The organism is Jezberella sp. (genome assembly GCF_964834465.1).
Genome location: NZ_CBAZRM010000003.1, coordinates 178,203 through 200,342, shown reverse-complemented (window position 1 = coordinate 200,342; position 22,140 = coordinate 178,203). Strand labels below are relative to the sequence as shown.

Sequence of the window (22,140 nt, the reverse complement as noted above, 5' to 3'; positions counted from 1 at the left end):
CCGGTGCCGTGAAAAGGCTTAAATGAGAGGGTCAAGACGCAGCAATGGTATCGACACAATCGGTAATGACTGAATCGACTCCCCATTGCAAGAGTTCTTGGGTGGCAGCTGCGGTGTTGACCGTCCAGACGGCGACTCGAAATCCCGCCTTTTTAACATCAGTCACTAACTCCTGTGTCACGCATCGCTGCGATAAATGAAGCGATGTGCAGTCTAGGTCTGTCAACAGTTGCAACCAGTTATCAGGCAATTCATTCGTGAGAAAGCCCCTGGGTAGCGCAGGGCAAGCCGCGCGAGCGGCCTCCAGGCTATCGAACGAAAACGATGATAAGACAGGCTTGCTGCTTGCTGCTTGCCAGTACTGCTGGGTCAGCTGAGCGACAATGGTGCCAGTGATCGTTTCATCGCCCGGCGAGGGCTTTATTTCAACATTGCAGGTCAACCCGTTGTTGACAAGATAGTTGGCGATATTTTGCAAAGTGGGGATGGGCTCACCCGCGTAGCGCAAGCTGTGCCAGCTACCCGCATCCAGTTGCGCGAGCTCACTGAGTCGGTAATCGCCCGCGCGACCTGCGGCGTTGGTGGTTCGATCCAGATTGGTGTCATGCAACAGCACGGGGATGTGATCTTGAGTGAGCTTGACGTCAAATTCAAACATGTTGTAGCCAAACGAATGGCCCAAACGCATCGCTGCGAGGGTGTTTTCGGGGGCTAATTTGCCAGCACCACGATGGGCGATCATCCGAGGGTAAGGCCAGGGCCTGAGTGATTTCATTGCAAGAGGTTCCGCTGGTGTTAAACTCGCAACCTTATTTTAGGCTCCAAACCTCATTCATGTTTGAATTCATTCGTCAGCATCAGCGCTGGATGCAGGGCATATTAATCCTGCTTATTCTGCCGTCTTTCGCATTTTTCGGTGTGCAAAGCTATACCAGCTTCATGAACCGTGAACCTGAGTTAGCCACCGTCGATGGTATCGGTATCACGCTGAGTGAGTTCAACCGAGCCCGTAAAGCCCAGCTGGATCAATATCAAAATGCGTTGGGCGGCCAGTTTGACCCCGCAGCACTTGACACAGCCACCATGCGCAAGCAGGTGTTGGATAACCTGATTGACCAAAAGACCATCGCTATTGCCGCAGAGAAGGGGCATTTCACTGTTTCAGATGAAACCCTTCGTCGCACCATCGCTTCCATCCCTGCAGTGCAACAGGATGGGCAGTTCTCCTCAGAGCGCTATAAGCAAATTCTTGCTTCGCAAGGCATGACCGCCGCAGGTTTTGAAAACACCCTCAGACGTGATTTGTCGCTGTCCCAAGTGCTGAGTTCAATCTCGGGCAGTGTGATGGTGCCAGAGGCAGTGGTGCAAAAATTTGCCGCGTTACTCGGAGAAAAGCGCACCATCGCAGTGCAAGTATTTAATGCAGACGCTTACAAAAAAGGGATCTCCATCACACCTGAGCAGATCAGTGCTTGGTATGACGCGAATCAGGCAAGTTTAAAAATCCCTGAGAGTGTGAATATCGAATATCTGCTCGTCAATGAGAGTGCTGCTTCAAAGGACATCACGGTATCCGATGCAGATGTTGAAGCTTTTTATAAACAAAACCAGGCTCGGTACAGCCAGCCTGAGCGGCGGCGGGTCAGTCATATCCTGATCGAAGTGGCAGCTGAAGCAAAGGCAGACATTAAAGCCAAGGCACAAGAACTCGCGGCTGAACTCACGAAACAAGCAGAGGCTCGTCCTAAAGAATTTGCCGATCTTGCAAAAAAATACTCACAAGATAGCGGTTCGAAAGACTCAGGCGGTGATTTAGGCTGGATCGCCAAAGGCATGCTCGTCCCACAGGTTGAATCGTCCATTTTTTCGTTAGAGAAAGGCAAGATTGCTGGCCCGATCGAAAGCCCTTTTGGTTACCATGTCATCTACGTGACTGATATACAACCGGTCACCGTAAAAGCACTCGCTGACGTCAAAGCTGACATCGTGAGTGAGATTCGCAAACAAATTGCGGCTGATCGCTTTGCTACGATGTCTGACAAGATGACCAAGCTCATTTACGATCAGCGCGACAGTCTTAAGCCTGTAGCAGATGCTCTGGGTTTGCCTATTTCTAGCGCCGAGGGTTTGTCCAGGTCAGGTCTTTTGCCGCCTGATCAAGGCGGCAGTAAATTAGCAGATTCATCTGCTGAGGCTGTCGTTCTGAATAATCCCAAAGTGGCTCAAACAGCCTTTTCGCCCGATGTATTTAAGAGTCGGCTGAACTCCGGTGTAATCACCTTGTCTCCCGACACGATGCTGGCGTTGCGAGTCTCTCAGATCAATGAGGCCCACGTGCCTGCGCTGACAGAGGTGACTGAGCTGATTCGGCAAAAGTTATCCGTCGAAAAGGCAATTGAACTTGCAAAGGCCGCAGCACTCAAGCGAGTCGACGAGCTAAAAGCTGATCACAGTGCCATAAAGCTTAAGGGTTTTGATCCTGCGATCACCGTTTCGCGTCAAAGCCGTGACTCGATCACTAAAGCGCAACTCGACACGGTCATGACGCTTGATGCTAAATCCCTGCCGCAGTTTGTCGCATTGCCAGCAGCCGCTGGCTACGAGGTGATTGCGCTCAACAAAGTAGAGGCGGCTGCAACGCCCGAGCCCGGCCAGTTAACGCAATTGAGGCAAGAGTTAGCTCAAGCGTTGGGCGGTGCCGAAGAACGCGCTGCCTTGGCTGTCTTGCGTCAGACCTATCAGGTTGAGCTGTTGCCGACAGCCGCTAAAGTTATTTCTGGCGAACTGGACGAGCCGAAACAATAAGCGGCAACAACGTCGCTTTAACGGTTTGCATCAAGAGGGGTTGTGCCACTTCGACAGGGTGCAATCCGTCTGCTTGAAACATGTCCCGTTGTGCCGCAATTGCCTCCAAAAAGAACGGTACTTCTGAGCTGCCAGTTTCTATCGCCACATCGTGAAATAGTTGCTTGAACTTCTGCGTGTAATCTCGACCGTAATTGGGCGGGATTTGCATCCCGAGGATCAGCACTTGGGCGCGAGTAGCTTGCGACTGTTTGACCATGTTTCTCAGATTGTCTTGGGTCGCCTGGATCGCCAGGCCGCGCAAGGCATCATTGGCCCCTAGCTCGATGATCACCAGATCAGGATGATGTAGACTAAGTTGCTCGGGCAATCGATGGGCACCCCCGCTGGTGGTTTCACCGCTAATACTGGCGTTGAAGATCTCTATTCGTCGATTGAGCTTGTTTGCTGGCTGATTCAAGTCGCGTTCAAGCAATTTGATCCAACCGGTGTCTCGCCGCAATCCATACTCAGCGGACAAACTGTCACCCATGACCAGAATCGTGTAGACCTCGGCAGGCTGTTGAGCACGAGCAGCTGGGGCCAATGCTAACGACAGGGCAAACGACAGGGCAAACGCAACCACAACCGTCAATCGGCAAACAACAGCGACTGTTGCTCGATTCATCAACACCGTCATGACTATCGGTCGTATGATCGCGTGAGTCCGTTTGAAATAACGTTTAAAGTGCTTTGACATGACAATTGATGCTGCAGTAGAAGTTTCTGGTCTTAGTAAATACGTCACCGATGCCCAAGGCCTGTTGACGATTCTGGATAATATCGATTTTACGATCACGCGCGGTGATTCGGTCGCGATTACAGGGGCTTCAGGCTCAGGCAAGTCAACCTTGCTTGGCCTAATGGCTGGGTTGGATATCCCCAGCGCTGGCAAAGTGTCAATCGATGGGATTTCTCTGTTTGATCTTGATGAAGACGGCAGGGCTCGATTGCGGGCGGCGAAGATTGGCTTCGTGTTTCAGTCATTTGAATTACTGCCGAATTTAACCGCTCTCGAAAACGTGATGTTACCGCTTGAGCTACAAAACCAAGCCGCCCGTGAACCAGCTGAGCAGCTTTTGCGCAGCGTGGGGCTCAGCAATCGATTCAAGCACTACCCCGCAACGCTGTCAGGGGGTGAACAGCAAAGAGTCTGTATTGCTCGTGCCTTTGTTCAACACCCGTCTCTGGTTTTGGCGGATGAACCCACGGGCAGCCTTGATACGGTCACAGGCGAGCGGATTATCGAACTCATGTTTGAAATGCAGCGCATGAGCCAAAATACGCTGATTCTGGTGACCCATGACCTTCATTTGGCCAAACGGTGCAAAAGACAGCTGGTTCTCGAACAGGGCCGACTGGTCGAGTAAACGAGCATATGCACAAGCGGGTTGGATGGTTAAAATGCTTGATCAAACATGAGCGAGGACAACGCATGAGACGTGCGCTAGGGTGGCTGCTGACGATATTGTTGATCAACATGTCGCACGCCGAAGAACTCCCTCAGACTGAGCTTGTCGTGCTCGGTAGTCTCAGCACGCGCTCGGTTTACACCAACGTAGAGGTCCCGTTTTGGACTAAATTACTACCCGCTGATGCGAAAGGCCGAGTCACGGTTGAGATCAAAGGGTTTGATGAAGTGGGCATTAAAGGGCCTGACCTGCTGAAATTAACCGGCACGGGTGTCGTCCCATTATCGACGGTGCCTTTGTCCTACTATCTGACTGATCAGCCAATTAACGAGGCCATGAATATTGCCGGTTTAGTGTCCGATTTGAAACTGGCTAAATCGAGCGCTGAACAGTTTGAACGGGTATTGGCAGAGACCTATCGCCGGATGTATGGTGTCAAGTTGCTTGGCATGGCCGCTGGCCCCCCTCAATTGCTATTTTGTCGTTCGGCAATTCAACAGCCTTCACAATTGAAGGGGCGAACCGTTCGAACAAACACGCGATCGCAAGCTGAACTGGTGCAGGCTTTTGGGGCTAAGGCTAAAGTGCTTGCTGTCGGCGAGGTCGCCGAGGCTTTTCAAAACAAAACGATTGATTGTGCGATTGCCGCCAGTATGGTTGCGTTCAAAGCAGATTGGTACAAATGGGCTCACCATATTTATGCCATCCCGCTGGGCTGGAACCACCAAGCCTACACCGTCAATCAGACGGTCTGGGATAAATTCACCCCACCATTGCAGGCCTTTTTAACGACTGAGATCAAACGTCTTACCGATCAGCTGTGGGATTATGCGCTAGCTGATAATCAGAAGGGGATAGCCTGCCTAACCGGCGCTAAAGCTTGTCCGTTCCCGAGCAAAGCAAAGATGAAGTTGGTGCAACCTTCGCCTGCTGATGAGGCGTTGGTTCAAAAGACCGCGATACAAAAGGTGCTGCCAGTTTGGGCCAAGCAGTGCAATCAATCGTGTGTCGACGACTTCAATGCCACGATCGGCAAATCGCTCGGCGTGCAGGCCAAACACTGATCAAGTCGCCTAGGTTTTTACCCGTACGATCTTCTCCACTTGGTTGACACGTCGGATGGCACGAAACACCTGGGCAAGGTGCTTTCTGCTGTCGACCTGCACGGTCATATTCACCCAAATCGTATTGACCGAGTCCTCATGCATCGTGACGTGCACAATATTCGAGTCTGCTTGAGCAATTTCGGCGGCAATTCTGCCTAAAACCCCTCGTTCATTTCGCGCCACGATTTCAATGCGAGCGGCAAAGTGCTGCGAGGTTTCGTTGGCCCACGCGACGTTGATCCAGCGCTCGGGTTCTTTCGACCGCGTACGGGTGGCCGTCGGGCACTCATTGGTGTGAACGACTAAACCATGTCCCTCGCGGATAACCGCGATGATGGCATCGCCCGGCAGGGGACCACAACAGGGGGCCAGTTGTACTGCTTGTCCCTCGTTGCCATGGATCAGGATGGTATTCGTTTTTGCGTTGGTCATCTCATCGACCGCTGCCGCCGTTGTTGCGACAAGCGGATGATCCGGTGCAAAACGTCGGGCAACAACGGCGGCGAGACGCTTGCCTAAGCCAATGTCGGCAAGGACATCAGCGCGTGATTTGGCCCCACTTGAACGCACGAGCTTATCCCATGCAGGGTGATTTTCAGGGGGAAGCGCAAGGCCTAAATCTTGCAGCGCCTGGCCTAGCATTCTTTCGCCAAACGCCACTGATTCGGTGTACTGCATATTGCGCAAAAAGTATCTTATTTCTGATCGCGCTCGCCCAGTTCTCGCGTAGTTCAGCCACTGCGTCGTCGGCATTGCCGTCGCAGAGGTAATGATCTCAACGTGATCCCCGCTTGATAGTGTCGTGCGAAGGGCAACAATTTCACCGTTCACTTTGCAGCTGGCTGCGCGGTTACCCACATCCGTATGGATTGAGTAAGCGAAGTCTAGCGGGGTCGCACCACGCGGCAGGGAGACAATTTTTCCCTTGGGTGTAAAGACATAAACCGCATCCGGAAACAAATCTACTTTGACGTGCTCGAGAAACTCGGTTGAATCGCCTGTTTGATTTTGAATATCCAGCAGCGACTGCAGTGACTGGTGCGTCTTCTTTTGCAACTCGTTTAATTTGACGTCATCGGTTTTATACAACCAATGCGCAGCTACGCCTTCCTCAGCAACTTGATGCATATCATGCGTGCGGAACTGAAACTCGATGGGTGTCCCGTAGGGGCCAACCAGCGTTGTGTGCAAAGACTGGTACCCATTGACCTTGGGGATAGCAATGTAATCTTTGAATTTACCTGGTACCGGTCGATAAAGTTGATGAACAATCCCCAGTGCCAAATAGCATTCGGGCAGGGTATGCACGATGACTCTAAAACCGTAAATATCCAATACATTGGTGAAAGACTTTTTCTGTTCGATCATCTTATGATAGATACCGAATAGCGTCTTTTCGCGACCCGCCAAATCTGCTTCGATCCCGGCAGCGGGCAGGGCGGCTTTGACCGTTTCAGCGATTTTAGACAAGACTTCGCGTCGGTTACCTCTGGCGGCCATCACGGCCTTGTGTAACACCCGATAGCGATTGGGATAAATGGCCGCAAAGCACATATCTTGCAATTCGCGAAACAGCGCATTCAGACCAAGACGATGGGCAATGGGTGCGTAGATCTCTAGGGTTTCTTGTGCCACGCGCCGACGCTTTTCTGGGCTGACCGCATCCAGCGTGCGCATGTTGTGCAAGCGATCGGCAAGCTTGATCAGGATGACGCGAATATCCCGCGCCATCGCGAGTAGCATCTTGCGAAAACTCTCGGCTTGCTGTTGCGCCTTTGTCTCAAACTCTAGGCGATCGAGTTTGGATAACCCGTCGACCAGCGTGGCGACTTCGTCCCCAAAACGCTCGATGAGCTCTTGCTTGGTGATGCCTTGGTCTTCCATGACGTCGTGCAATAGCGCGGCGCGCAACGCATCGACGTCAAGCTTCCAGCCGGCGCATATTTCAGCGACGGAGATCGGATGCGTAATGTAAGGCGAGCCACTCGACCGAAACTGCCCGAGATGCGCCTGATCAGCGAACCGATAAGCGTCTTTGACTTTATTGATGTCTTTCGGCTCGAGGTAGTCTTCGAGCGCAGCTTGAAGGTTGGCCAGCGTCGCGATCGCGGGCTCGTTCTTCGTTTCTACGGGTTTAGCAGAGTGGGGCGGGGGCCGTTTATCACCAACGCTCTTTGAGCGTTTGGTCAAGGGTAAGTCAGTCGCAGCGACGATGGGCGACCCGGGTGGCGCAGACCGTAATCCGGGGGTGTCCATGTTGATCTACCAATCAGGTGGGAACCTTACGCATCATTTCTACACCCGTGACCCCAGCAGCGATTTCACGCAACGCTGTCACCGTAGGTTTGTCTTTGGATTCGATCCGTGAGGCGTGGCCTTGAGCCAACTCGCGTGCACGATAAGTCGCTGCCAAAGTGAGTTTGAAGCGATTAGGAATGAAATCCAGACATTCGTCGACGGTGATGCGGGCCATGGTAATCCTTGTCTTACAAAGTTGCTCAAGCGTCAGTATAGTCCGCAACGCAGTACGCCGCGGGGGTCAATCATCTGGGACATTGCCAGCCTCGAGTCATCAGTCGGTTAAGCCGAACTGATCGAAGATGGATCGGTGACGAGCCCGCTGTTTGCCGTAACGCAACCGCACGCTTGAGATGATGGTTTTTAATTCAGTTAAAGCGTCACTAAATACTTGATTAATAATAACATATTCGAACTCAGGCGCGTGCGAGATTTCACTGTTTGCAGCTTGTACGCGTTTGGCGATGACCGCCTCAGTGTCTGTCCCTCTTTTTTGCAAACGCTCGAGCAACGCATCGATCGAGGGGGGCAAAATAAAAATACCCACCACATCGGGCAACATTCGCCGAACTTGCTGGGCACCTTGCCAGTCAATCTCGAGCAAAATATCCTGGCCATCGCGCACGGCTTGATCTATCTTATCTCTCGGGGTGCCGTAGTAGTTCTCATGGACTTGTGCCCACTCAAGCAACATGTTGTCGCGCTTGAATGACTCAAAGGCTTCCGCACTGACGAAGCGGTATTCTCGTCCGTCGACTTCACCTGGGCGAGGCGCGCGCGTGGTGCAGGAGACTGATAGGGCTAACGAGGGATCATCCGCTAACAATGCAGTCACCAAGCTGGATTTGCCTGCCCCACTGGGTGCAGCAATGACGAAAACGTTTCCGACTGGCTCAGACATGAGTCACAATACACCCTTTGATGTGAATGCAAAAGCATAGCAGACCGACGTACCGAAAGAGGATTCAGACATGACCGCACGCCCAATAATGACCGCCGAAGCCTTGCATGAAATTGCAGACAGACCCGATGCGGCGAAAAAATTGCTGATTTGCGATTGTCGCTATGATTTGATGGATCATGCTGTCGGACGCAAACTTTACGAAACAGCTCACTTGCCCGGGGCCCAATATGTCGACCTGGGCAATGAACTGAGCGGTGCCAAGACCGGCTTAAATGGGCGGCATCCCTTGCCTCGTCGAGAGATATTTGCCCAGTATCTGGCAAGCATCGGTTTGAATAAAGATACCTTATTGGTGGCCTACGACAATAACGGTAGTATCTATTCGGCGCGCCTCTGGTGGATGGCTCGCTGGGTGGGGCATACGCGGGTGGTTGTGCTTGATGGTGGCTTAAAGGCTTGGCAAACTGCTGGCTACGAGTTGACCAGTGACGTAACCGAGCCTAGGCCTAAAGGTAACTTTGTCATCGGACCCGAACGCGTCAAACTGGTTGACCTGAGCAACATGCAGGCCGGCCTCGGTCAACCTGGGCGTGTTGTGATTGACGCGCGCGCCAACGATCGTTTTCACGGACAAAATGAAACGATTGACAAAATAGCTGGCCATATCCCCGGTGCGCTCAATCGGCCCTGTGGTCTGAATCTGCGTGAAGATGGCAAGTTTAAAGATGCGGCCAGTTTGCGTAACGAGTTTGAGCAATTGCTCAATGGCTTGACTGCCGATCAGGTCGTGTCAAGTTGTGGTTCAGGCGTGACCGCTTGCAATAATTTGATCGCCATGGAACTCGCTGGTTTAACGGGTGCCGCATTGTACGGTGGCTCTTGGAGCGAATGGAGTGCGCAGCCTGATGCGCCTGTAGAACTTTGACCCTCTCTGATAAGGACAAAAATATGTCAACCTTGAAAGTCGCATTAGTAACAGGTGCTGGGACAGGCATTGGCCGGGCTGTATCGCTGCATCTTGCGAAAGCTGGCTACGACGTCTGTCTAGCAGGAAGACGAGTAGACAAGTTAGAAGAAACTCAAGCGCTGGGTGGTGATCTTGCAAAACGACTCCATCCGATGCCGATGGACGTTGCCGATGAGGTGTCTGTTAACGCAACCTTCGAGCAAATCAAACAAAAATTTGGTCGCCTTGATGTGCTGTTCAATAACGCTGGGCGCGGCGGTCCGCCAGTGCCGATCGAAGACTTGCCGGTTGAGGTATGGCGCGATATCGTCAATATCAATCTGACGGGTATGTTTCTGTGTGCTCAGGGGGCAATCCGGATGATGAAAGCCCAAACGCCACAAGGTGGTCGTATCATTAATAACGGTTCGATTTCTGCTCACGCGCCGAGACCTTTTTCGATCGGGTATACCTCGACCAAGCATGCTGTCACGGGCTTGACCAAATCTATCTCTTTGGATACTCGAAATTACAATATTGCCTGTGGTCAGATCGATATCGGCAATGCCGAAACGCCAATGACTGAGCGAATGACCCAAGGGGTATTGCAGCCCGATGGTTCGGTTCGCGCAGAACCTCGAATGGATGTCAACCATGTCGCCGAGTCAATTGTCCAAATGGTGGGGTTTCCCCTCGAAACCAATGTGCAATTCATGACCATCATGGCCAGAACAATGCCTTTCATTGGCCGTGGTTAGCCCGCAGGATGATTACTCTAAGTTTTGAGCTTGCTCGCGCATCTGTTCGATCAATAGTTTGAGATCCATGGCCGCGCGGGTCATCTCCATACTGGCAGATTTAGATCCAAGCGTGTTTGCTTCGCGATTCATTTCCTGAAACAAAAAATCTAGTCGCTTGCCAACGCTGCCAGCGTCTGTCTTGGCGGCTTTCGCATTGGTCGATGCCGGTGATTGACCGTGATCCAATAAATAAACCAGTTCGCCCAGGTGAGACTTCAAACGAGCCAATTCTTCAGCCACATCGATACGTAGCGAGAATAAGCTCGATTCAGTGGCAATACGCTCGAATACTTCTTGCCCAGAGAGGTGTGTTAAGCCGCTAGGGAAGGCCTTGTTCAGGGTGTCTTGCAGCTTTTGGGCCATGCGTTCTTGATGGCTTGCCATGAGCGCGGGCATATGCGAACCGATATCGTCAACGATCTGAGCAATCTCTCGCGCTGATGCTTTCATCGCGTCGGTAAGTCTCAACCCCTCTCGCTGTCGGCTTGCTGTCATTTCTGCCATCGCGATATCAAGTGCCGCCAAGCAAGTGTCAAGCCAGTCTTCCCGCACGCTTTGTTGCTGAGGCTCTGACCAGCTCAGCATTTCTCCCATGCTGGGTGAAGGGGTTTCTGGCAAGATTCGACGCGCAGCCGTTAACTGCTCGGCAATGCGATTCAATTGCTGTTCGCTGAGTCTGTCTGTGGTTTCTTTGTTGGGCCGGGCGAAACTGGCTCTCACCTCTAGCTTGCCTCGCTTGACCATTTGCGATAGTCGTTCGCGAATGGGTTGTTCTGTTAGGCGCAGCTCGTCAGGTAGTCGAAACTGCAGGTCTAGAAATCGGCTGTTGACACTTTTTAACTCGACGACGACGGTGCCGCAATCGCTAGTAGCTTTGCCACTGCCAAACGCAGTCATGCTCGCTATCATTGTTGTACCTCGACACCGACAGCAGCCCCGTCAGGATTGCGCGGATCAGAAGCGCCAAAATATAGCCCGTTTTCAAATTGTACGGTCTGAATTCTGCCCATCGTTGGTGAGACCGCGATGGTATGACCTATCCCTTTCAATAACTTCATGGTGTCTGGGCTATAGCCCTGTTCAAGTCGCAACACATCTGGAATCCATTGATGATGCATGCGAGGCATCGCTGCGGCTTGCGCAATGTTCATTTTGTAATCGATCACATTGATTAGGTTTTGAAGCACTGTGGTAATGATTCTTGACCCACCGGGCGAGCCCGTCGCCAGCCAAGGTTGGCCATTTTTTAGCGCAATGACTGGCGTCATCGAACTCAAGGGACGCTTGCCTGGTTCAACCGCGTTGGCTTGGCCACCCACCAGACCGAAGGCATTGGGTGCGCCCGGTTTTGCCGAAAAATCATCCATCTCGTTATTGAGCAAAACCCCCGTGCCGCGCGCAACAATGCCAGAGCCAAAATTTAGGTTCAAGGTGTAGGTGGCGCTCACGACGTTACCGCTTTTGTCCATCACCGAGAAGTGTGTCGTTTGATCACTTTCGTAGGGCTGGGGCGAACCCGGCTTGACCTCTTTGCTCGGCGTTGCTTTCAATGGGTTGATTTTCTTGACTAAGCTCTGTGCATAGCCCTTAGACGTCAAGCCAGCCTGAGGGACTTTATAGAAAGCAGGGTCACCAAGATATTCGGATCGGTCAGCGTAGGCAAGACGAGCTGCTTCGGCCAGCAGATGAACGCTTTGCGCACTGCCAAAACCGCTCTCGTTCAGCTGAAAATACTCGAGCAAATTCAGCATTTCGATCAAGTGGATACCGCCAGAACTCGGGGCAGGCATAGAGAGCACTTCGACCCCTCGGTAGGTCCCGTGCACGGGCTGTCGGCTCTGTACTTGGTAGTGAGCAAGATCGGCCAGACTCATGACGGTGCCATCCTGATTAAGCTCGTGGGTGATTTTCTCGGCAATCTCGCCTTCGTAGAAAGCTGAGGCACCTTTTTCAGCAATCAATCTGAGCGTTTTAGCGAGATCAGGTTGTTTCAGCCGATCACCCGCTTGCAAAGGCTCGATTTGATTGAGCTCACAAGCGTCAGGCTGGCAAACCAGATGATCCGCTTTGCTTTTGAAAAAGATGGCTCGACTGCCGGGCCAACGACCCAGATGGTCACGTTGCAATCTGAATTGTTCAGCTAATACCGGACTAACAATAAACCCTTCTTCGGCGAGCTTGATGGCGGGGGCAATCACTCGGGCCAGCGATAAACTGCCATGCTTCTCAAGCGCATACGTCAACCCAGCGACGGTACCAGGGACACCCACGGCAAAAGGCGTGATGGTGGATTTGCCGCTGACCACTTTGCCGCTCGCGTCAAGATACATATCTCTGCTGGCAGCTGCAGGCGCCATTTCCCGAAAATCGATCGCTTCATTGGTATCCCCTTTGATGTCATGCACCAGCATGAACCCGCCGCCGCCGAGATTTCCAGCATTGGGCAGAACAACCGCTAGCGCGAAGCCAATGGCGACCGCTGCATCGGTGGCATTACCGCCTTGCTTGAGCACCTCTGCACCGACTTGACTCGCCAGCCTTTGCTCACTGGCCACCATGCCGTGGCTGGAGACCACAGGTTGAAATATTTCGTAAGAATTGTCGTATTTTGAAATGGCGGAATTAACAACACCTTGGGCATGAAGGCTAGTGCCTGCAATAAACAAGACTGAAAGCAGCAAGGGGTTGTAAGATTTCGGAACTTGCATTGACACGACTCCAACGATTTAAAGGTATTCAATTGACCCATAGTACTCAGCTACACCATATTCAGCGTCCCTCAGGTCGCGCGTTCAATGCTTTGCGCGAGGTCCGGATTGAACGGCACTTCACCAAGCATGCCGAGGGTTCTGTTCTGATTTCGATGGGTGAAACCCGGGTGCTATGCACCGCCAGCGTACTCGAGAAAGTACCACCTTTTTTGAAAGGACAGGGTCAGGGCTGGGTGACCGCTGAGTACGGGATGTTGCCTCGTTCGACGCATACCCGTTCAGATCGGGAAGCGGCGAAAGGCAAACAATCTGGTCGCACGCAAGAGATTCAGCGATTGATCGGGCGAAGCTTGAGAGCGGTGATTGATATGAAGGCGTTGGGTGAGCGAACCATTCAGCTGGATTGTGACGTTTTGCAAGCCGACGGGGGCACCCGGTGCGCCAGTATCACGGGTGCCTGGATTGCGTTGTCCGACGCGATTGCTGGGTTGATTCATTCGGGCGCCATCCATCAATCCCCCCTGACGGATTCGGTGGCTGCCGTGTCAGTGGGCATGGTTCAGTCAAGAGCGGTACTGGATCTTGATTATCTCGAGGATTCTGCTTGCGATGCCGACGTCAACGTCGTCATGACGGGGGCAGGTCGTTTCGTCGAAATTCAGGGGACCGCTGAGGGTCAGACCTTTGACCGAACAGATCTGGATGCGTTGCTCGCCTTGGCCAGCGCCGGTATCGGCGAATTAACAGCCAAACAGCTTGAATCCTTGGCACGCAACCCCTGAAATTGAAATGACTTGTAACTTTTGGGCGGAGGCTGACAGCTAGTGCTGTCAGCTTGCCATATACTAGGCGTCTTGTTCGATTTTCCGCAAACGGATTTCCATGAAAAAGCTCGAAATGTCTTCTCGTCTAAAGCTCACGATTGGCCTGGTGGCCCTTGCAGGTATTGCAGGTTGTGCCTCTAAAAGTAGTAGTAGTGACTCGTCAAGTGTGTCGGCGTTTAGCCAATGGAGCGCCATTTCAGCGAGCAGCACCGTGTCAGCCACCGGCTTCACAGTACAAAAAACCTACGTCACGGATAGCAGCGGTAATTATCAAATTGTAGGTAGTGCGAATCAGTCGACCTCGAATAATGCGACATATACCAGTCTTTATGACGGTGCAGGCAATATTTACAATATCTATTTGGTGACCTCAAACGGTTTGAAATTTGGTTTTGATAAAGGCGTCGGCGATACGCTGACCAACTCAACGAACCTGGTGGGTAACTTTATCAATGCCACGAATGTGGCTGGTACAAACTCGGGGGTGTTTGCGAATGCACCTGCGAATGGCTGGGATTATCAATCTTTTGGCGTCTGGGTCACAGGCCAAGGCCTCGGGGCGGGCACGGTGGGGGCTGCGACCTATGGCAATCCGTTAACCTCGTTGCCCACAACGGGCACCGCGACCTTTACCGGTTTATCGAGTGCAGTGGCCATTACTGGCACCAACTCTGCGGGCTTTGCGACGGCGAATATGACGGCGTCGGTCGATTATGGCGCTCAGACCATTGCGCTCACAACCTCGAACACGACGCTCACCAATTCACTCGTAGCGCGCAATATCACCTCGACCACTTCGGCGCCCCAATTGAACTATAGCGGTGTGTTGGTCTTTACGGGCTCAGGCACCATGTTCAATGGCACGCTGACCACCAACTCGGGGATGTCCGGCACAGGGCAGGGGCAACTGTACGGCCCTAATGCGACAGAAATTGGCGGCACCTTTGCATTGACGGGTTCTGGCGTAACCTCTCTGACGGGCGCGTTTGGCGGCAAAAAGTAATGTTGAGTTGTTTTCGTCGTACATGGCTGCTATTGCTGGCAGCCATTTTTTATTCTGCTGCTGTCACGGCTCAAAGCCCGCTGATTAACCCGCCTGGCGTGATGCCTTTGCCACTGAAGCAGACGCCTGACGTTCAGGCTCGAGTGCAACAAGACTATCAAAAGCGCTTCGAACTCGGTATCTCGATGATGGATAAAGATATCGAGCAGTCGGTTGAAATTTTTCAGGCACTCTACAACGACACGAAAGCCGTTCGTGTCCAGCTCGAACTTGCACGAAGTCTCTTTATCGCAAGGCGCTTGGCCGATGCAAAAGAGCAGTTTATTCAGGTGCTGAATCAGCCTATTCCCATTGTCGTCAGAGATAAAGTCGAGTGGTACTTGAGCGAGATTCAGAAGCGTCAGACCTTGAAGTTTTACGTTGGCGCTTATCAAGATAGCAACCCCGGGCAAATTACCTCTGAGCGCACCTTCACGATCTTTGGTCAAACCCTGAACTATCAGCCGAGCGTGCCGACGGGTAGTCAATGGGCCATTAATTTGACGGCTGAAATTGAGCGTGAGATACCAGGTACTGATGGCTTGTTGGCCTCAGCAAGCTTGGTGACGTCGACATTTTCAGGGCCGACGTTCGATCGACAAATTGGGGATACCAGCATTGCGAAACGTTGGCTGGATGCCAATTACAAAGAAGTGCGGGTCGGCAACGAGTTTATGTTTTATGGCGGCAGCATGCTGTACGATGCGCCCTATGTGTCGACCAGAATGGTGTTCAATCAGCCTGACCAGAACTATTTCTCGTTCTCGGCAAAAGCGTCAGTGTTGAATTTTCCGAGCTATCTTTACTTGAACGGGACGCAACTGCAAGCACAAGTCGGCTACACCTACAATGTCTTTAGAAACTGGATCGTGAGCGCCGAGGCAGGGGTTGACCGTACCACCGCACAGACCGAAGCCTACAGTTCTTATGGCATGTTCGCTGGGCTAGGTTCGCAAATCGCTGAAGATTCGACCGGGTTGCAACTCAACCTGAAGGCCACACTGTCACGGCGTAACTATTGGGATACAGATCCGATTTGGGGCTTGAATCGCACAGATTCGCTGACGACGCTATCGGCAACCTTAACAAAACGCGATCTGTATATCTTTGGTCTCAGACCAGAGATTGGTTATGTGTATCAGCACAACAACTCGAATATTGATTTTTACAGTTACGACAAAGGGATTGTTGGGGTTTTTTTGAAAAACGTCTTTTGAGCTTGATGCCGGCGGGCTGTCTCACCCGCTCGGCGTCGTGGTCGGGCGTTAGGTTGAGAGTCTGACGAGCTGTTTACCAAAATTCTCACCGGCGAGCATGCCGATAAAGGCGGATGGCGCTTGTTCTAGCCCTTCTGCGATGGTTTCCCGAAACTTCAATTGACCGGCAATGACCAATTCGGTCAGTTTCTCGCGAATGCCAGGCCAGGTTTCCAGTTTGTCGGACACGATAAAGCCTTGAAACTTGATCCGGTTGATCAAGATGGATCTTAGCGCGCGGTTGGGGTATGGATCGTCGTTATATTCCGATACCGTCCCGCACAACGCAATTCTCGAGAAGGCGTTCATCTTAGACAGCAGCAGTTCAAAGATCGCGCCACCCACGTTTTCAAACAGGCAATCGATACCGGCAGGCAAAGCATCAGCCACATCCTGCGCAAAGGTCTTAGAGCGGTGATCCACGCATGCATCGAAGCCGAGCTCTTTCACCACATAGTCGCACTTAGCTTGTCCCCCCGCGATACCAACCACACGGCAGCCGGCAATTTTGGCCAGTTGCCCGACCACCGCGCCCACGGCACCAGAGGCGGCGTCAACCACGACGGTTTCACCTGGTTTTGGCTCACAGATATTCATCAGGCCAGTCCAGGCGGTAATACCTGGCATCCCTAAAATCCCGACGTAGGCTGAAGCAGGCACTTGTGTCACATCAATCTTCATCGCTTGATTTGCTTTGACGATGCCGTACAGCTGCCAGCCCGTGGCGGCCAACACGACATCGCCCACCTTGAATTTATCGGAAGTGGATTGTTCGACAACCCCAACGGTGCCGCCGACCATCGTGTCCCCCACATTGACCCCCTGCGCGTAAGACTTTGAGGGTGATATGCGTCCCCGCATGTAGGGATCCAACGATAACCATTGGTTGCGAATCAATACCTCGTTGTCTGCGAGAGCAGGCAGTTGCTCTTCTACGAGTTTGAAGTTGTCGGGCGTGACTTTACCTGCTGGATGGCTTGCTAAGACGAATTTCTTATTTTTGATGCCTGATGTCTGCATGATGGTGTCTGTTGAGTTGGTTGATAGGAGATCTGCTCAAACTGTAACGTATGAAATGACTGTTTTGGTTGAATATTATTTGAGTTGTTTTACTTGGCATTATTTGTCTTGTCTGTTTGTTATCGTACACGGTGACACGGGTGCTGCCTTCAGTTACATTCGAAACAGCCGGTTGCATCGAACGAAGCCAGCCCCTTCATCATCGTGCTTCACATTGAGTCATTGGAGACTTAAACATGGTCCAAGTAAACGTAAACGGTAAGCAGCACAGCGTCGACGCTGAAAGCGATATGCCGTTGTTGTGGGTGATTCGCGAATTGATCGGGCTGACTGGCACCAAATACGGGTGTGGCATCGCTCAGTGCGGGTCTTGTACCGTTTTGATTGATGGCGAGGCCGTAAGATCCTGTGCTTATCCGGTAAGCGCTGTCGGTACGCGCAAAGTGACGACGATTGAAGGGCTTGCGACTCAGGACAAACTGACCAAGCTTCAAGCCGCGTGGGTCGAACACCAAGTGCCGCAATGCGGCTATTGCCAATCGGGCATGCTGATGGCAGTCACTGACTTGCTGAACAAGAAACCCAATCCGACTGATGCTGATATTGATGCTGCCATCACCAACATCTGCCGCTGCGGCACGTTTCAACAAGTTCGTGCGGCAATCCATGCCGTGGCTAAGGCATAGGAGATACGACGATGAATGCACCTACAAAGATCAGCAATCTTTCACGCCGCAAGTTTGTCGTTGGGTCGACGCTGACGGGCGTTGGTTTAGCTGTGGGGATAACGTTGCCGCTCGATGCGGTTGCAGCTGCCCCAGGTTCAACGGGGGGCCCCGAGATTGGCGCGTGGGTCGTCATCAAGCCCGACGAGTCTGTGATTGTCAGAATTGTTCGCTCAGAGATGGGGCAGGGCACCTCAACGGGATTGGCACAGTTGGTGGCTGAAGAGCTTGAGTGCGATTGGGGCAAAGTTTCAATTGAATTTCCAACGCCTGGTGAAAGTCTCAAACGTAAGCGGATTTGGGGCGAGTTCTCGACCGGCGGTAGCCGGGGTATCCGTACCTCAGAGCAATATGTTCGCAAAGGTGGTGCAGCGGCACGCATGATGCTGATTGACGCTGCTGCAGCGCAATGGAAGGTGCCTGCTGCTGAGTGTTTCGCCGCCAAAGGGGTGATTACACACAAACCGACCGGTCGCAAGACAAGCTTTGGTAAGGTATCCGTGGCTGCTTCCAAGTTGCCTGTACCAACCGATATTGTGTTGAAAGACCCCAAAGATTGGACAATCATTGGCAAGCCAATGAATCGCCTTGACACGTTACGGGATAAGGTGACGGGTAAACAGGTGTACGGGATTGATTTGAAGTTTCCCGGGATGGTGGTTGCGACCATTAAAGAGTGCCCCGTCTTTGGCGGCAAACTCAAGTCGTTTGACGACAAAAAAGCAATGGCCATGAAAGGCGTCAAAAAAGTCATCAAGGTCGGCGAAACGGCCGTTGCTGTGGTCGCTGATACGTTTTGGCATGCAAAGTCTGCCATTGCAGAGGTACAGATCGAATGGGATCTTGGCCCCAATGCTTCGGTGTCAAGTGAGACCATCAAGGCAATGTTGCAAGAGGGTTTGACGGCTGAACAAGCGTTTGTGGGCAATCAGCGTGGTGACATTAAGGCAGCCCTGTCGGGGGCTGCCAAGAAGATTGAGGCCACCTACTCATATCCCCATTTGAATCACGCCACCATGGAGCCACAAAACGCTACCGCCATCTTTACCCCAGAGCGTTGCGAGGCGTGGGTGCCGACGCAGGATGGTGAGTCGTCACTCGCGGTGGTGATTGCCACCTCGGGCTTGGACGCAGAAAAATGCGAACTTCACAAGGTCAATCTGGGTGGCGGTTTTGGTCGTCGTGGCGCAACGCAGGATTACACCAAACAAGCGGTGTTGATTGCCAAACAGATGCCTGGTGTTCATGTCAAATTGATCTGGACGCGCGAAGAGGACATGACCCAGGGCCGCTATCATCCGATCATGATGTCTAAGCTCACCGCCAGTTTTGATGACAAAAATAATATGACTGGCATGCATATGCGCTTGTCGGGTCAGTCAATTCTTGCCTCGCTCAGACCAGCCGTCATTGAGCAACAAAAAGGCCGTGATCCGATTGCCTTTCAAGGGGTATTTGATGGGGGCGAGCACGGATTCAGCTACACCTTCCCCAATCTTTTAATTGACCATGCCATGCGTAACCCGCATGTGCCGCCCGGCTTCTGGCGTGGGGTGAACGTCAACCAGAACGCCATTTTCATGGAATGTTTCATGGATGAAATGGCCGAAGCGGCGGGGATGGATCCGGTTGAGTTCCGGCGCAAACACATGGCTGACTTCCCCCGTAACTTGGCAGCATTGAATGCCGTGGTCGAACGCATCGAATGGTCAAAGCCAGCCCCGACAGGGATTTATCGCGGGGTGGCGCAGATGACAGCCTATGGCAGCATGGTGGCTGCCGCTTGCGAGATTTCGGTTGAAGATGGCACGAAAATCAAAGTGCACCGTATTGTCGCTGCCACGGATTGCAGCTATGCAGTCAATCCCGCCCAAATTGAACGCCAAGTGGCGGGCTCTTTTGTCTACGGCCTATCAGCCTTGTTCTTGCAAGAATGCACGGTGAAAAACGGTGCGATTGAGCAAAAGAACTTTGATACCTATGACTCGATGCGTATTGCGCAAATGCCCAAAGTCGAAGCCATTATTCTGCAAGGAGGAGGCAAGGAGTGGGGAGGGGTGGGTGAACCAACAATTTGCGTGGCCGCCCCCGCGGTCTTGAATGCTTACTACGCGGCAACGGGTAAGCGTATCCGTACCATGCCGCTTAAAAATAGCGGCATCACGATGGTATGACCATGCAAAGGTATTGTCTGATCCTGGCAGCAGGTCTGCTGCTGGGGCAGACAGCACCTTTAACGGCAGAGGTAACACCCCGACAATCCGTTGACCGACGCTTACCGGTGGTGGATACTCAGTCCGTGATGCCTGGGTACGAGATCGACAAACCGCTGACTGACCAGCCAGGTGTCCCGAGCAAGGGACGCAGCCTTGTTTTAGGGCGCCAGACTGGCTTGTGTTTGCTGTGCCATCAAGGGCCTTTCCCTGAAGCGCCTTTTCAAGGTGGTTTGGCCCCCGATCTCGGACAAAGTGCGGCACGTCTAACCGCGGGGCAGTTGAGAGCGCATTTGGTTGAACCGCAGCGATTTAATCCCGCGACCGTGATGCCAAGCTACCTTCAGTCTGAGGGTTTGACCAACGTGGCACCGCAGTATCGAGGCCAATCGATTTTGGTTGCGCAAGATATCGAAGATATTGTTGCCTTTTTATTGACGCTTAAACCATGAATAGTCGACGCCGTTTTATTTGCTGGTCATTGTGGCTAGGGGTTTTGCCCTTCGCCCGAGTTAACGCCTCTGTGGAAGATGCACAACAGGCGATTGAAAGCATCGTAGGTAAGGCATTCGTGAAATCCAGCCGCGTCAAACTGGATATCCCGCCTTTGGTAGAGAATGGCAATCTAGTGCCGCTGACGGTGTCAGTCGAGAGCCCGATGACTGCCGATGATTATGTCAAAGCGATTCACATCATCGCTCAAGGCAACCCGTTGGCCAACATCATTAGTTTTTATTTGACCGCCCGTGCTGGCCGTGCAGTTGTTCAAAGCCGCGTGCGTTTGTCGAATTCTCAGCAGGTGGTGGCCATCGCTGAAATGAGCGACGGCTCTTTTCATCAAGGCGTTGCCAGCACCTTTGTGACGCTGTCAGCGTGTACGGAGGTCTGATGAGCAAAACGTCGAGAGCGCTGGTGACGATGCCCAGCCGTGCAAAAAAAGGCGACATTATCGATATCAAAGCCATTGTTCAACACGACATGGAGAGTGGTTTTCGTCGCAATGAACAAGGTGAGATTGTCCCCAGAGATATCCTCAGAAGTTTCTTGTGCCACTATAACGGCGTCGAAGTGTTTCGAGCTGATTTTCATCCGGGCACCGGTGCGAATCCCATGCTTATCTTTTCTACTGTGGCGACTGAGACAGGCTCGCTTGAATTCAAGTGGTCTGGCGACAATGATTACCTGACGACGACAACGGCGCAATTGACGGTGACATGATGCCTCTGGCAATTCGTTCGATGGTTGGGTTGTGTCTGTTCGGGCTGGTTTGTTTATTGCCGCTAGCGGTGGGTGCGTCGCACGAGAAAGAGACTCGTCAGTCCTCGTATGAGTTAATGGCCCCAGAGAACAAAGCCATGCAAGACCATCCTGACTTGAATCCTGCTGCCTTCTGGCTGTTGGATGGACAAGCCCTGTGGACCGAGCAACACGGCTCAAAAAAGCAATCCTGTGCGTCCTGCCACGGCGATGCCGTTACCTCCATGAGGGGGGTTGCCGCGCGGTTTCCCAAACTGCAACGTGGTCAGTTAACGACCCTGGAAGAGCAAATCAATGCCTGCAGAACGAAGCGCTTAGCTTTACCGTCTGTTGACCATGAGAGTAAAACCTCGCTAGCGTTGACAAGTTATGTTGCTGCGCAATCGAAGGGGTTGGCGATTCAAAGCGCGGTTGCCCCCGCTGTGATGAGACAGATTGAGGCTGGCCGCACGCTCTTTGAACAACGGATGGGTCAACTTAACTTGTCTTGCGCCCAGTGTCACGATCAGCGAGCAGGCTTGAAATTAGGGGGAAGTACGATTCCTCAAGCCCACCCAACCGGATATCCCATCTATCGTCTTGAATGGCAGTCTGTGGGATCGTTGGAGCGGCGTCTGCGCAACTGTATGATCGGGGTCAGGGCCACGCCTTTTGCCTTTGATTCGACTGAAATTAAACAACTCGAAATCTTTTTGATGTGGCGCGCACGAGGGATGGTGATTGAAACCCCGGGTGTGCGGCCCTGACTGTACTGTTGAACCTGATCTTTATTGAACAAGGTG

General features: G+C 52.5%; 22 protein-coding genes. 14 read left to right on the top strand and 8 right to left on the bottom strand.

The features are described from left to right. Positions 1–31 precede the first annotated feature (31 nt). Positions 32–775 carry a glycerophosphodiester phosphodiesterase gene (gene ugpQ, locus AC1W8Y_RS03650; RefSeq protein WP_482013107.1) on the bottom strand — a complete coding sequence of 248 codons (744 nt, stop codon included), beginning with the start codon at positions 773–775 and terminating at the stop codon, positions 32–34. A 59-nt stretch (positions 776–834) separates the two neighbouring features. Here ugpQ and AC1W8Y_RS03645 point away from each other — a divergent pair, with 59 nt between their 5' ends. Beyond that, entirely contained in the window at positions 835–2,805 is a 1,971-nt protein-coding gene (locus AC1W8Y_RS03645) for a SurA N-terminal domain-containing protein (protein ID WP_482013106.1), read from the top strand. Here the strand turns inward: AC1W8Y_RS03645 and AC1W8Y_RS03640 are convergent. After that, a complete protein-coding gene (locus AC1W8Y_RS03640; protein WP_482013105.1) occupies positions 2,771–3,484 on the bottom strand; it encodes an arylesterase in 714 nt (237 codons plus the stop codon). The genes AC1W8Y_RS03645 and AC1W8Y_RS03640 overlap by 35 nt on opposite strands. Positions 3,485–3,542: 58 nt before the next feature. On the opposite strand from AC1W8Y_RS03640, the gene AC1W8Y_RS03635 reads away from it, so the two are divergent. Further along, positions 3,543–4,214: an ABC transporter ATP-binding protein gene (locus AC1W8Y_RS03635; RefSeq protein WP_482013104.1), complete on the top strand. Its 672-nt coding sequence runs from the start codon at positions 3,543–3,545 to the stop codon at positions 4,212–4,214. Positions 4,215–4,279: 65 nt separating this feature from the next. Beyond that, positions 4,280–5,320, top strand: a complete 1,041-nt coding sequence (dctP, locus tag AC1W8Y_RS03630; protein WP_482013103.1) for a TRAP transporter substrate-binding protein DctP — start codon at positions 4,280–4,282, stop codon at positions 5,318–5,320. A 9-nt stretch (positions 5,321–5,329) separates the two neighbouring features. Here the strand turns inward: dctP and AC1W8Y_RS03625 are convergent, their stop codons facing one another. From AC1W8Y_RS03625 to gmk, 3 genes are all read right to left on the bottom strand, one after another. Continuing rightward, positions 5,330–7,618 carry a RelA/SpoT family protein gene (locus AC1W8Y_RS03625; RefSeq protein ID WP_482013102.1) on the bottom strand — a complete coding sequence of 763 codons (2,289 nt, stop codon included), beginning with the start codon at positions 7,616–7,618 and terminating at the stop codon, positions 5,330–5,332. A gap of 13 nt (positions 7,619–7,631) precedes the next feature. Next, on the bottom strand, positions 7,632–7,835 hold the full coding sequence (rpoZ, locus tag AC1W8Y_RS03620; protein ID WP_482013101.1) for a DNA-directed RNA polymerase subunit omega: 204 nt from the start codon (positions 7,833–7,835) through the stop codon (positions 7,632–7,634). 99 nt (positions 7,836–7,934) lie between these two features. Beyond that, positions 7,935–8,561 (bottom strand): guanylate kinase, encoded by a 627-nt coding sequence (gene gmk, locus AC1W8Y_RS03615; protein WP_482013100.1) that lies wholly within the window; start codon positions 8,559–8,561, stop codon positions 7,935–7,937. A gap of 70 nt (positions 8,562–8,631) precedes the next feature. On the opposite strand from gmk, the gene AC1W8Y_RS03610 reads away from it, so the two are divergent. Together AC1W8Y_RS03610 and AC1W8Y_RS03605 are read left to right on the top strand one after the other, a co-directional pair. Next, entirely contained in the window at positions 8,632–9,489 is an 858-nt protein-coding gene (locus AC1W8Y_RS03610; protein ID WP_482013099.1) for a sulfurtransferase, read from the top strand. Positions 9,490–9,512: 23 nt separating this feature from the next. Further along, positions 9,513–10,268: an SDR family oxidoreductase gene (locus AC1W8Y_RS03605; RefSeq protein WP_482013098.1), complete on the top strand. Its 756-nt coding sequence runs from the start codon at positions 9,513–9,515 to the stop codon at positions 10,266–10,268. A 12-nt stretch (positions 10,269–10,280) separates the two neighbouring features. Here AC1W8Y_RS03605 and AC1W8Y_RS03600 read toward each other — a convergent pair whose 3' ends face one another. Beyond that, positions 10,281–11,219 (bottom strand): YicC/YloC family endoribonuclease, encoded by a 939-nt coding sequence (locus AC1W8Y_RS03600; protein WP_482013097.1) that lies wholly within the window; start codon positions 11,217–11,219, stop codon positions 10,281–10,283. Continuing rightward, on the bottom strand, positions 11,216–13,018 hold the full coding sequence (gene ggt / locus AC1W8Y_RS03595) for a gamma-glutamyltransferase (protein WP_482013096.1): 1,803 nt from the start codon (positions 13,016–13,018) through the stop codon (positions 11,216–11,218). The genes AC1W8Y_RS03600 and ggt overlap by 4 nt, the downstream gene beginning before the upstream one ends. A gap of 32 nt (positions 13,019–13,050) precedes the next feature. Here ggt and rph point away from each other — a divergent pair, with 32 nt between their 5' ends. The 3 genes from rph to AC1W8Y_RS03580 all read left to right on the top strand — a co-directional run bounded on the left by rph (position 13,051) and on the right by AC1W8Y_RS03580 (position 16,104). Beyond that, on the top strand, positions 13,051–13,803 hold the full coding sequence (rph, locus tag AC1W8Y_RS03590) for a ribonuclease PH (RefSeq protein WP_482013126.1): 753 nt from the start codon (positions 13,051–13,053) through the stop codon (positions 13,801–13,803). Positions 13,804–13,903: 100 nt separating this feature from the next. Continuing rightward, entirely contained in the window at positions 13,904–14,848 is a 945-nt protein-coding gene (locus tag AC1W8Y_RS03585; RefSeq protein WP_482013095.1) for a transferrin-binding protein-like solute binding protein, read from the top strand. Beyond that, on the top strand, positions 14,848–16,104 hold the full coding sequence (locus tag AC1W8Y_RS03580; RefSeq protein ID WP_482013094.1) for a surface lipoprotein assembly modifier: 1,257 nt from the start codon (positions 14,848–14,850) through the stop codon (positions 16,102–16,104). The genes AC1W8Y_RS03585 and AC1W8Y_RS03580 overlap by 1 nt, the downstream gene beginning before the upstream one ends. Positions 16,105–16,152: 48 nt before the next feature. On the opposite strand, the gene AC1W8Y_RS03575 is transcribed toward AC1W8Y_RS03580, so the two are convergent. Then, positions 16,153–17,163 (bottom strand): NADP-dependent oxidoreductase, encoded by a 1,011-nt coding sequence (locus AC1W8Y_RS03575; protein ID WP_482013093.1) that lies wholly within the window; start codon positions 17,161–17,163, stop codon positions 16,153–16,155. Positions 17,164–17,399: 236 nt separating this feature from the next. Here AC1W8Y_RS03575 and AC1W8Y_RS03570 point away from each other — a divergent pair, with 236 nt between their 5' ends. The 6 genes from AC1W8Y_RS03570 to soxA are packed head-to-tail and all read left to right on the top strand — an operon-like array spanning position 17,400 to position 22,104. Continuing rightward, positions 17,400–17,849, top strand: coding sequence for a (2Fe-2S)-binding protein (locus AC1W8Y_RS03570; RefSeq protein WP_482013092.1), 450 nt, complete (start codon positions 17,400–17,402; stop codon positions 17,847–17,849). A gap of 11 nt (positions 17,850–17,860) precedes the next feature. After that, positions 17,861–20,062, top strand: coding sequence for a xanthine dehydrogenase family protein molybdopterin-binding subunit (locus AC1W8Y_RS03565; protein WP_482013091.1), 2,202 nt, complete (start codon positions 17,861–17,863; stop codon positions 20,060–20,062). Between the two features lie 2 nt (positions 20,063–20,064). Further along, on the top strand, positions 20,065–20,553 hold the full coding sequence (gene soxX / locus AC1W8Y_RS03560; RefSeq protein ID WP_482013090.1) for a sulfur oxidation c-type cytochrome SoxX: 489 nt from the start codon (positions 20,065–20,067) through the stop codon (positions 20,551–20,553). Further along, positions 20,550–20,990, top strand: coding sequence for a SoxY-related AACIE arm protein (locus AC1W8Y_RS03555; RefSeq protein ID WP_482013089.1), 441 nt, complete (start codon positions 20,550–20,552; stop codon positions 20,988–20,990). Before soxX ends, AC1W8Y_RS03555 begins: the two co-directional genes overlap by 4 nt. Continuing rightward, positions 20,990–21,319, top strand: a complete 330-nt coding sequence (locus tag AC1W8Y_RS03550; RefSeq protein WP_482013088.1) for a thiosulfate oxidation carrier complex protein SoxZ — start codon at positions 20,990–20,992, stop codon at positions 21,317–21,319. Before AC1W8Y_RS03555 ends, AC1W8Y_RS03550 begins: the two co-directional genes overlap by 1 nt. Next, the gene (gene soxA, locus AC1W8Y_RS03545; protein WP_482013087.1) at positions 21,316–22,104 is read left to right on the top strand and encodes a sulfur oxidation c-type cytochrome SoxA; all 789 of its coding nucleotides are present in this window, start codon (positions 21,316–21,318) and stop codon (positions 22,102–22,104) included. Before AC1W8Y_RS03550 ends, soxA begins: the two co-directional genes overlap by 4 nt. Positions 22,105–22,140 lie beyond the last annotated feature (36 nt).

Excerpts from the sequence above, each read along its gene's own strand:
- AC1W8Y_RS03640 (WP_482013105.1), bottom strand. The coding sequence starts at position 3,484 with ATGACGGTGTTGATGAATCGAGCAACAGTCGCTGTTGTTTGCCGATTG.
- AC1W8Y_RS03575 (WP_482013093.1), bottom strand. The coding sequence starts at position 17,163 with ATGCAGACATCAGGCATCAAAAATAAGAAATTCGTCTTAGCAAGCCAT.
- AC1W8Y_RS03550 (WP_482013088.1), top strand. The coding sequence starts at position 20,990 with ATGAGCAAAACGTCGAGAGCGCTGGTGACGATGCCCAGCCGTGCAAAA.
- ggt (WP_482013096.1), bottom strand. The coding sequence starts at position 13,018 with ATGCAAGTTCCGAAATCTTACAACCCCTTGCTGCTTTCAGTCTTGTTT.
- soxX (WP_482013090.1), top strand. The coding sequence starts at position 20,065 with ATGCAAAGGTATTGTCTGATCCTGGCAGCAGGTCTGCTGCTGGGGCAG.
- rpoZ (WP_482013101.1), bottom strand. The coding sequence starts at position 7,835 with ATGGCCCGCATCACCGTCGACGAATGTCTGGATTTCATTCCTAATCGC.
- AC1W8Y_RS03645 (WP_482013106.1), top strand. The coding sequence starts at position 835 with ATGTTTGAATTCATTCGTCAGCATCAGCGCTGGATGCAGGGCATATTA.
- AC1W8Y_RS03585 (WP_482013095.1), top strand. The coding sequence starts at position 13,904 with ATGAAAAAGCTCGAAATGTCTTCTCGTCTAAAGCTCACGATTGGCCTG.
- AC1W8Y_RS03600 (WP_482013097.1), bottom strand. The coding sequence starts at position 11,219 with ATGATAGCGAGCATGACTGCGTTTGGCAGTGGCAAAGCTACTAGCGAT.
- dctP (WP_482013103.1), top strand. The coding sequence starts at position 4,280 with ATGAGACGTGCGCTAGGGTGGCTGCTGACGATATTGTTGATCAACATG.
- AC1W8Y_RS03625 (WP_482013102.1), bottom strand. The coding sequence starts at position 7,618 with ATGGACACCCCCGGATTACGGTCTGCGCCACCCGGGTCGCCCATCGTC.
- gmk (WP_482013100.1), bottom strand. The coding sequence starts at position 8,561 with ATGTCTGAGCCAGTCGGAAACGTTTTCGTCATTGCTGCACCCAGTGGG.
- AC1W8Y_RS03555 (WP_482013089.1), top strand. The coding sequence starts at position 20,550 with ATGAATAGTCGACGCCGTTTTATTTGCTGGTCATTGTGGCTAGGGGTT.
- AC1W8Y_RS03605 (WP_482013098.1), top strand. The coding sequence starts at position 9,513 with ATGTCAACCTTGAAAGTCGCATTAGTAACAGGTGCTGGGACAGGCATT.
- AC1W8Y_RS03610 (WP_482013099.1), top strand. The coding sequence starts at position 8,632 with ATGACCGCACGCCCAATAATGACCGCCGAAGCCTTGCATGAAATTGCA.
- AC1W8Y_RS03635 (WP_482013104.1), top strand. The coding sequence starts at position 3,543 with ATGACAATTGATGCTGCAGTAGAAGTTTCTGGTCTTAGTAAATACGTC.
- AC1W8Y_RS03565 (WP_482013091.1), top strand. The coding sequence starts at position 17,861 with ATGAATGCACCTACAAAGATCAGCAATCTTTCACGCCGCAAGTTTGTC.
- soxA (WP_482013087.1), top strand. The coding sequence starts at position 21,316 with ATGATGCCTCTGGCAATTCGTTCGATGGTTGGGTTGTGTCTGTTCGGG.
- AC1W8Y_RS03570 (WP_482013092.1), top strand. The coding sequence starts at position 17,400 with ATGGTCCAAGTAAACGTAAACGGTAAGCAGCACAGCGTCGACGCTGAA.
- AC1W8Y_RS03580 (WP_482013094.1), top strand. The coding sequence starts at position 14,848 with ATGTTGAGTTGTTTTCGTCGTACATGGCTGCTATTGCTGGCAGCCATT.
- ugpQ (WP_482013107.1), bottom strand. The coding sequence starts at position 775 with ATGAAATCACTCAGGCCCTGGCCTTACCCTCGGATGATCGCCCATCGT.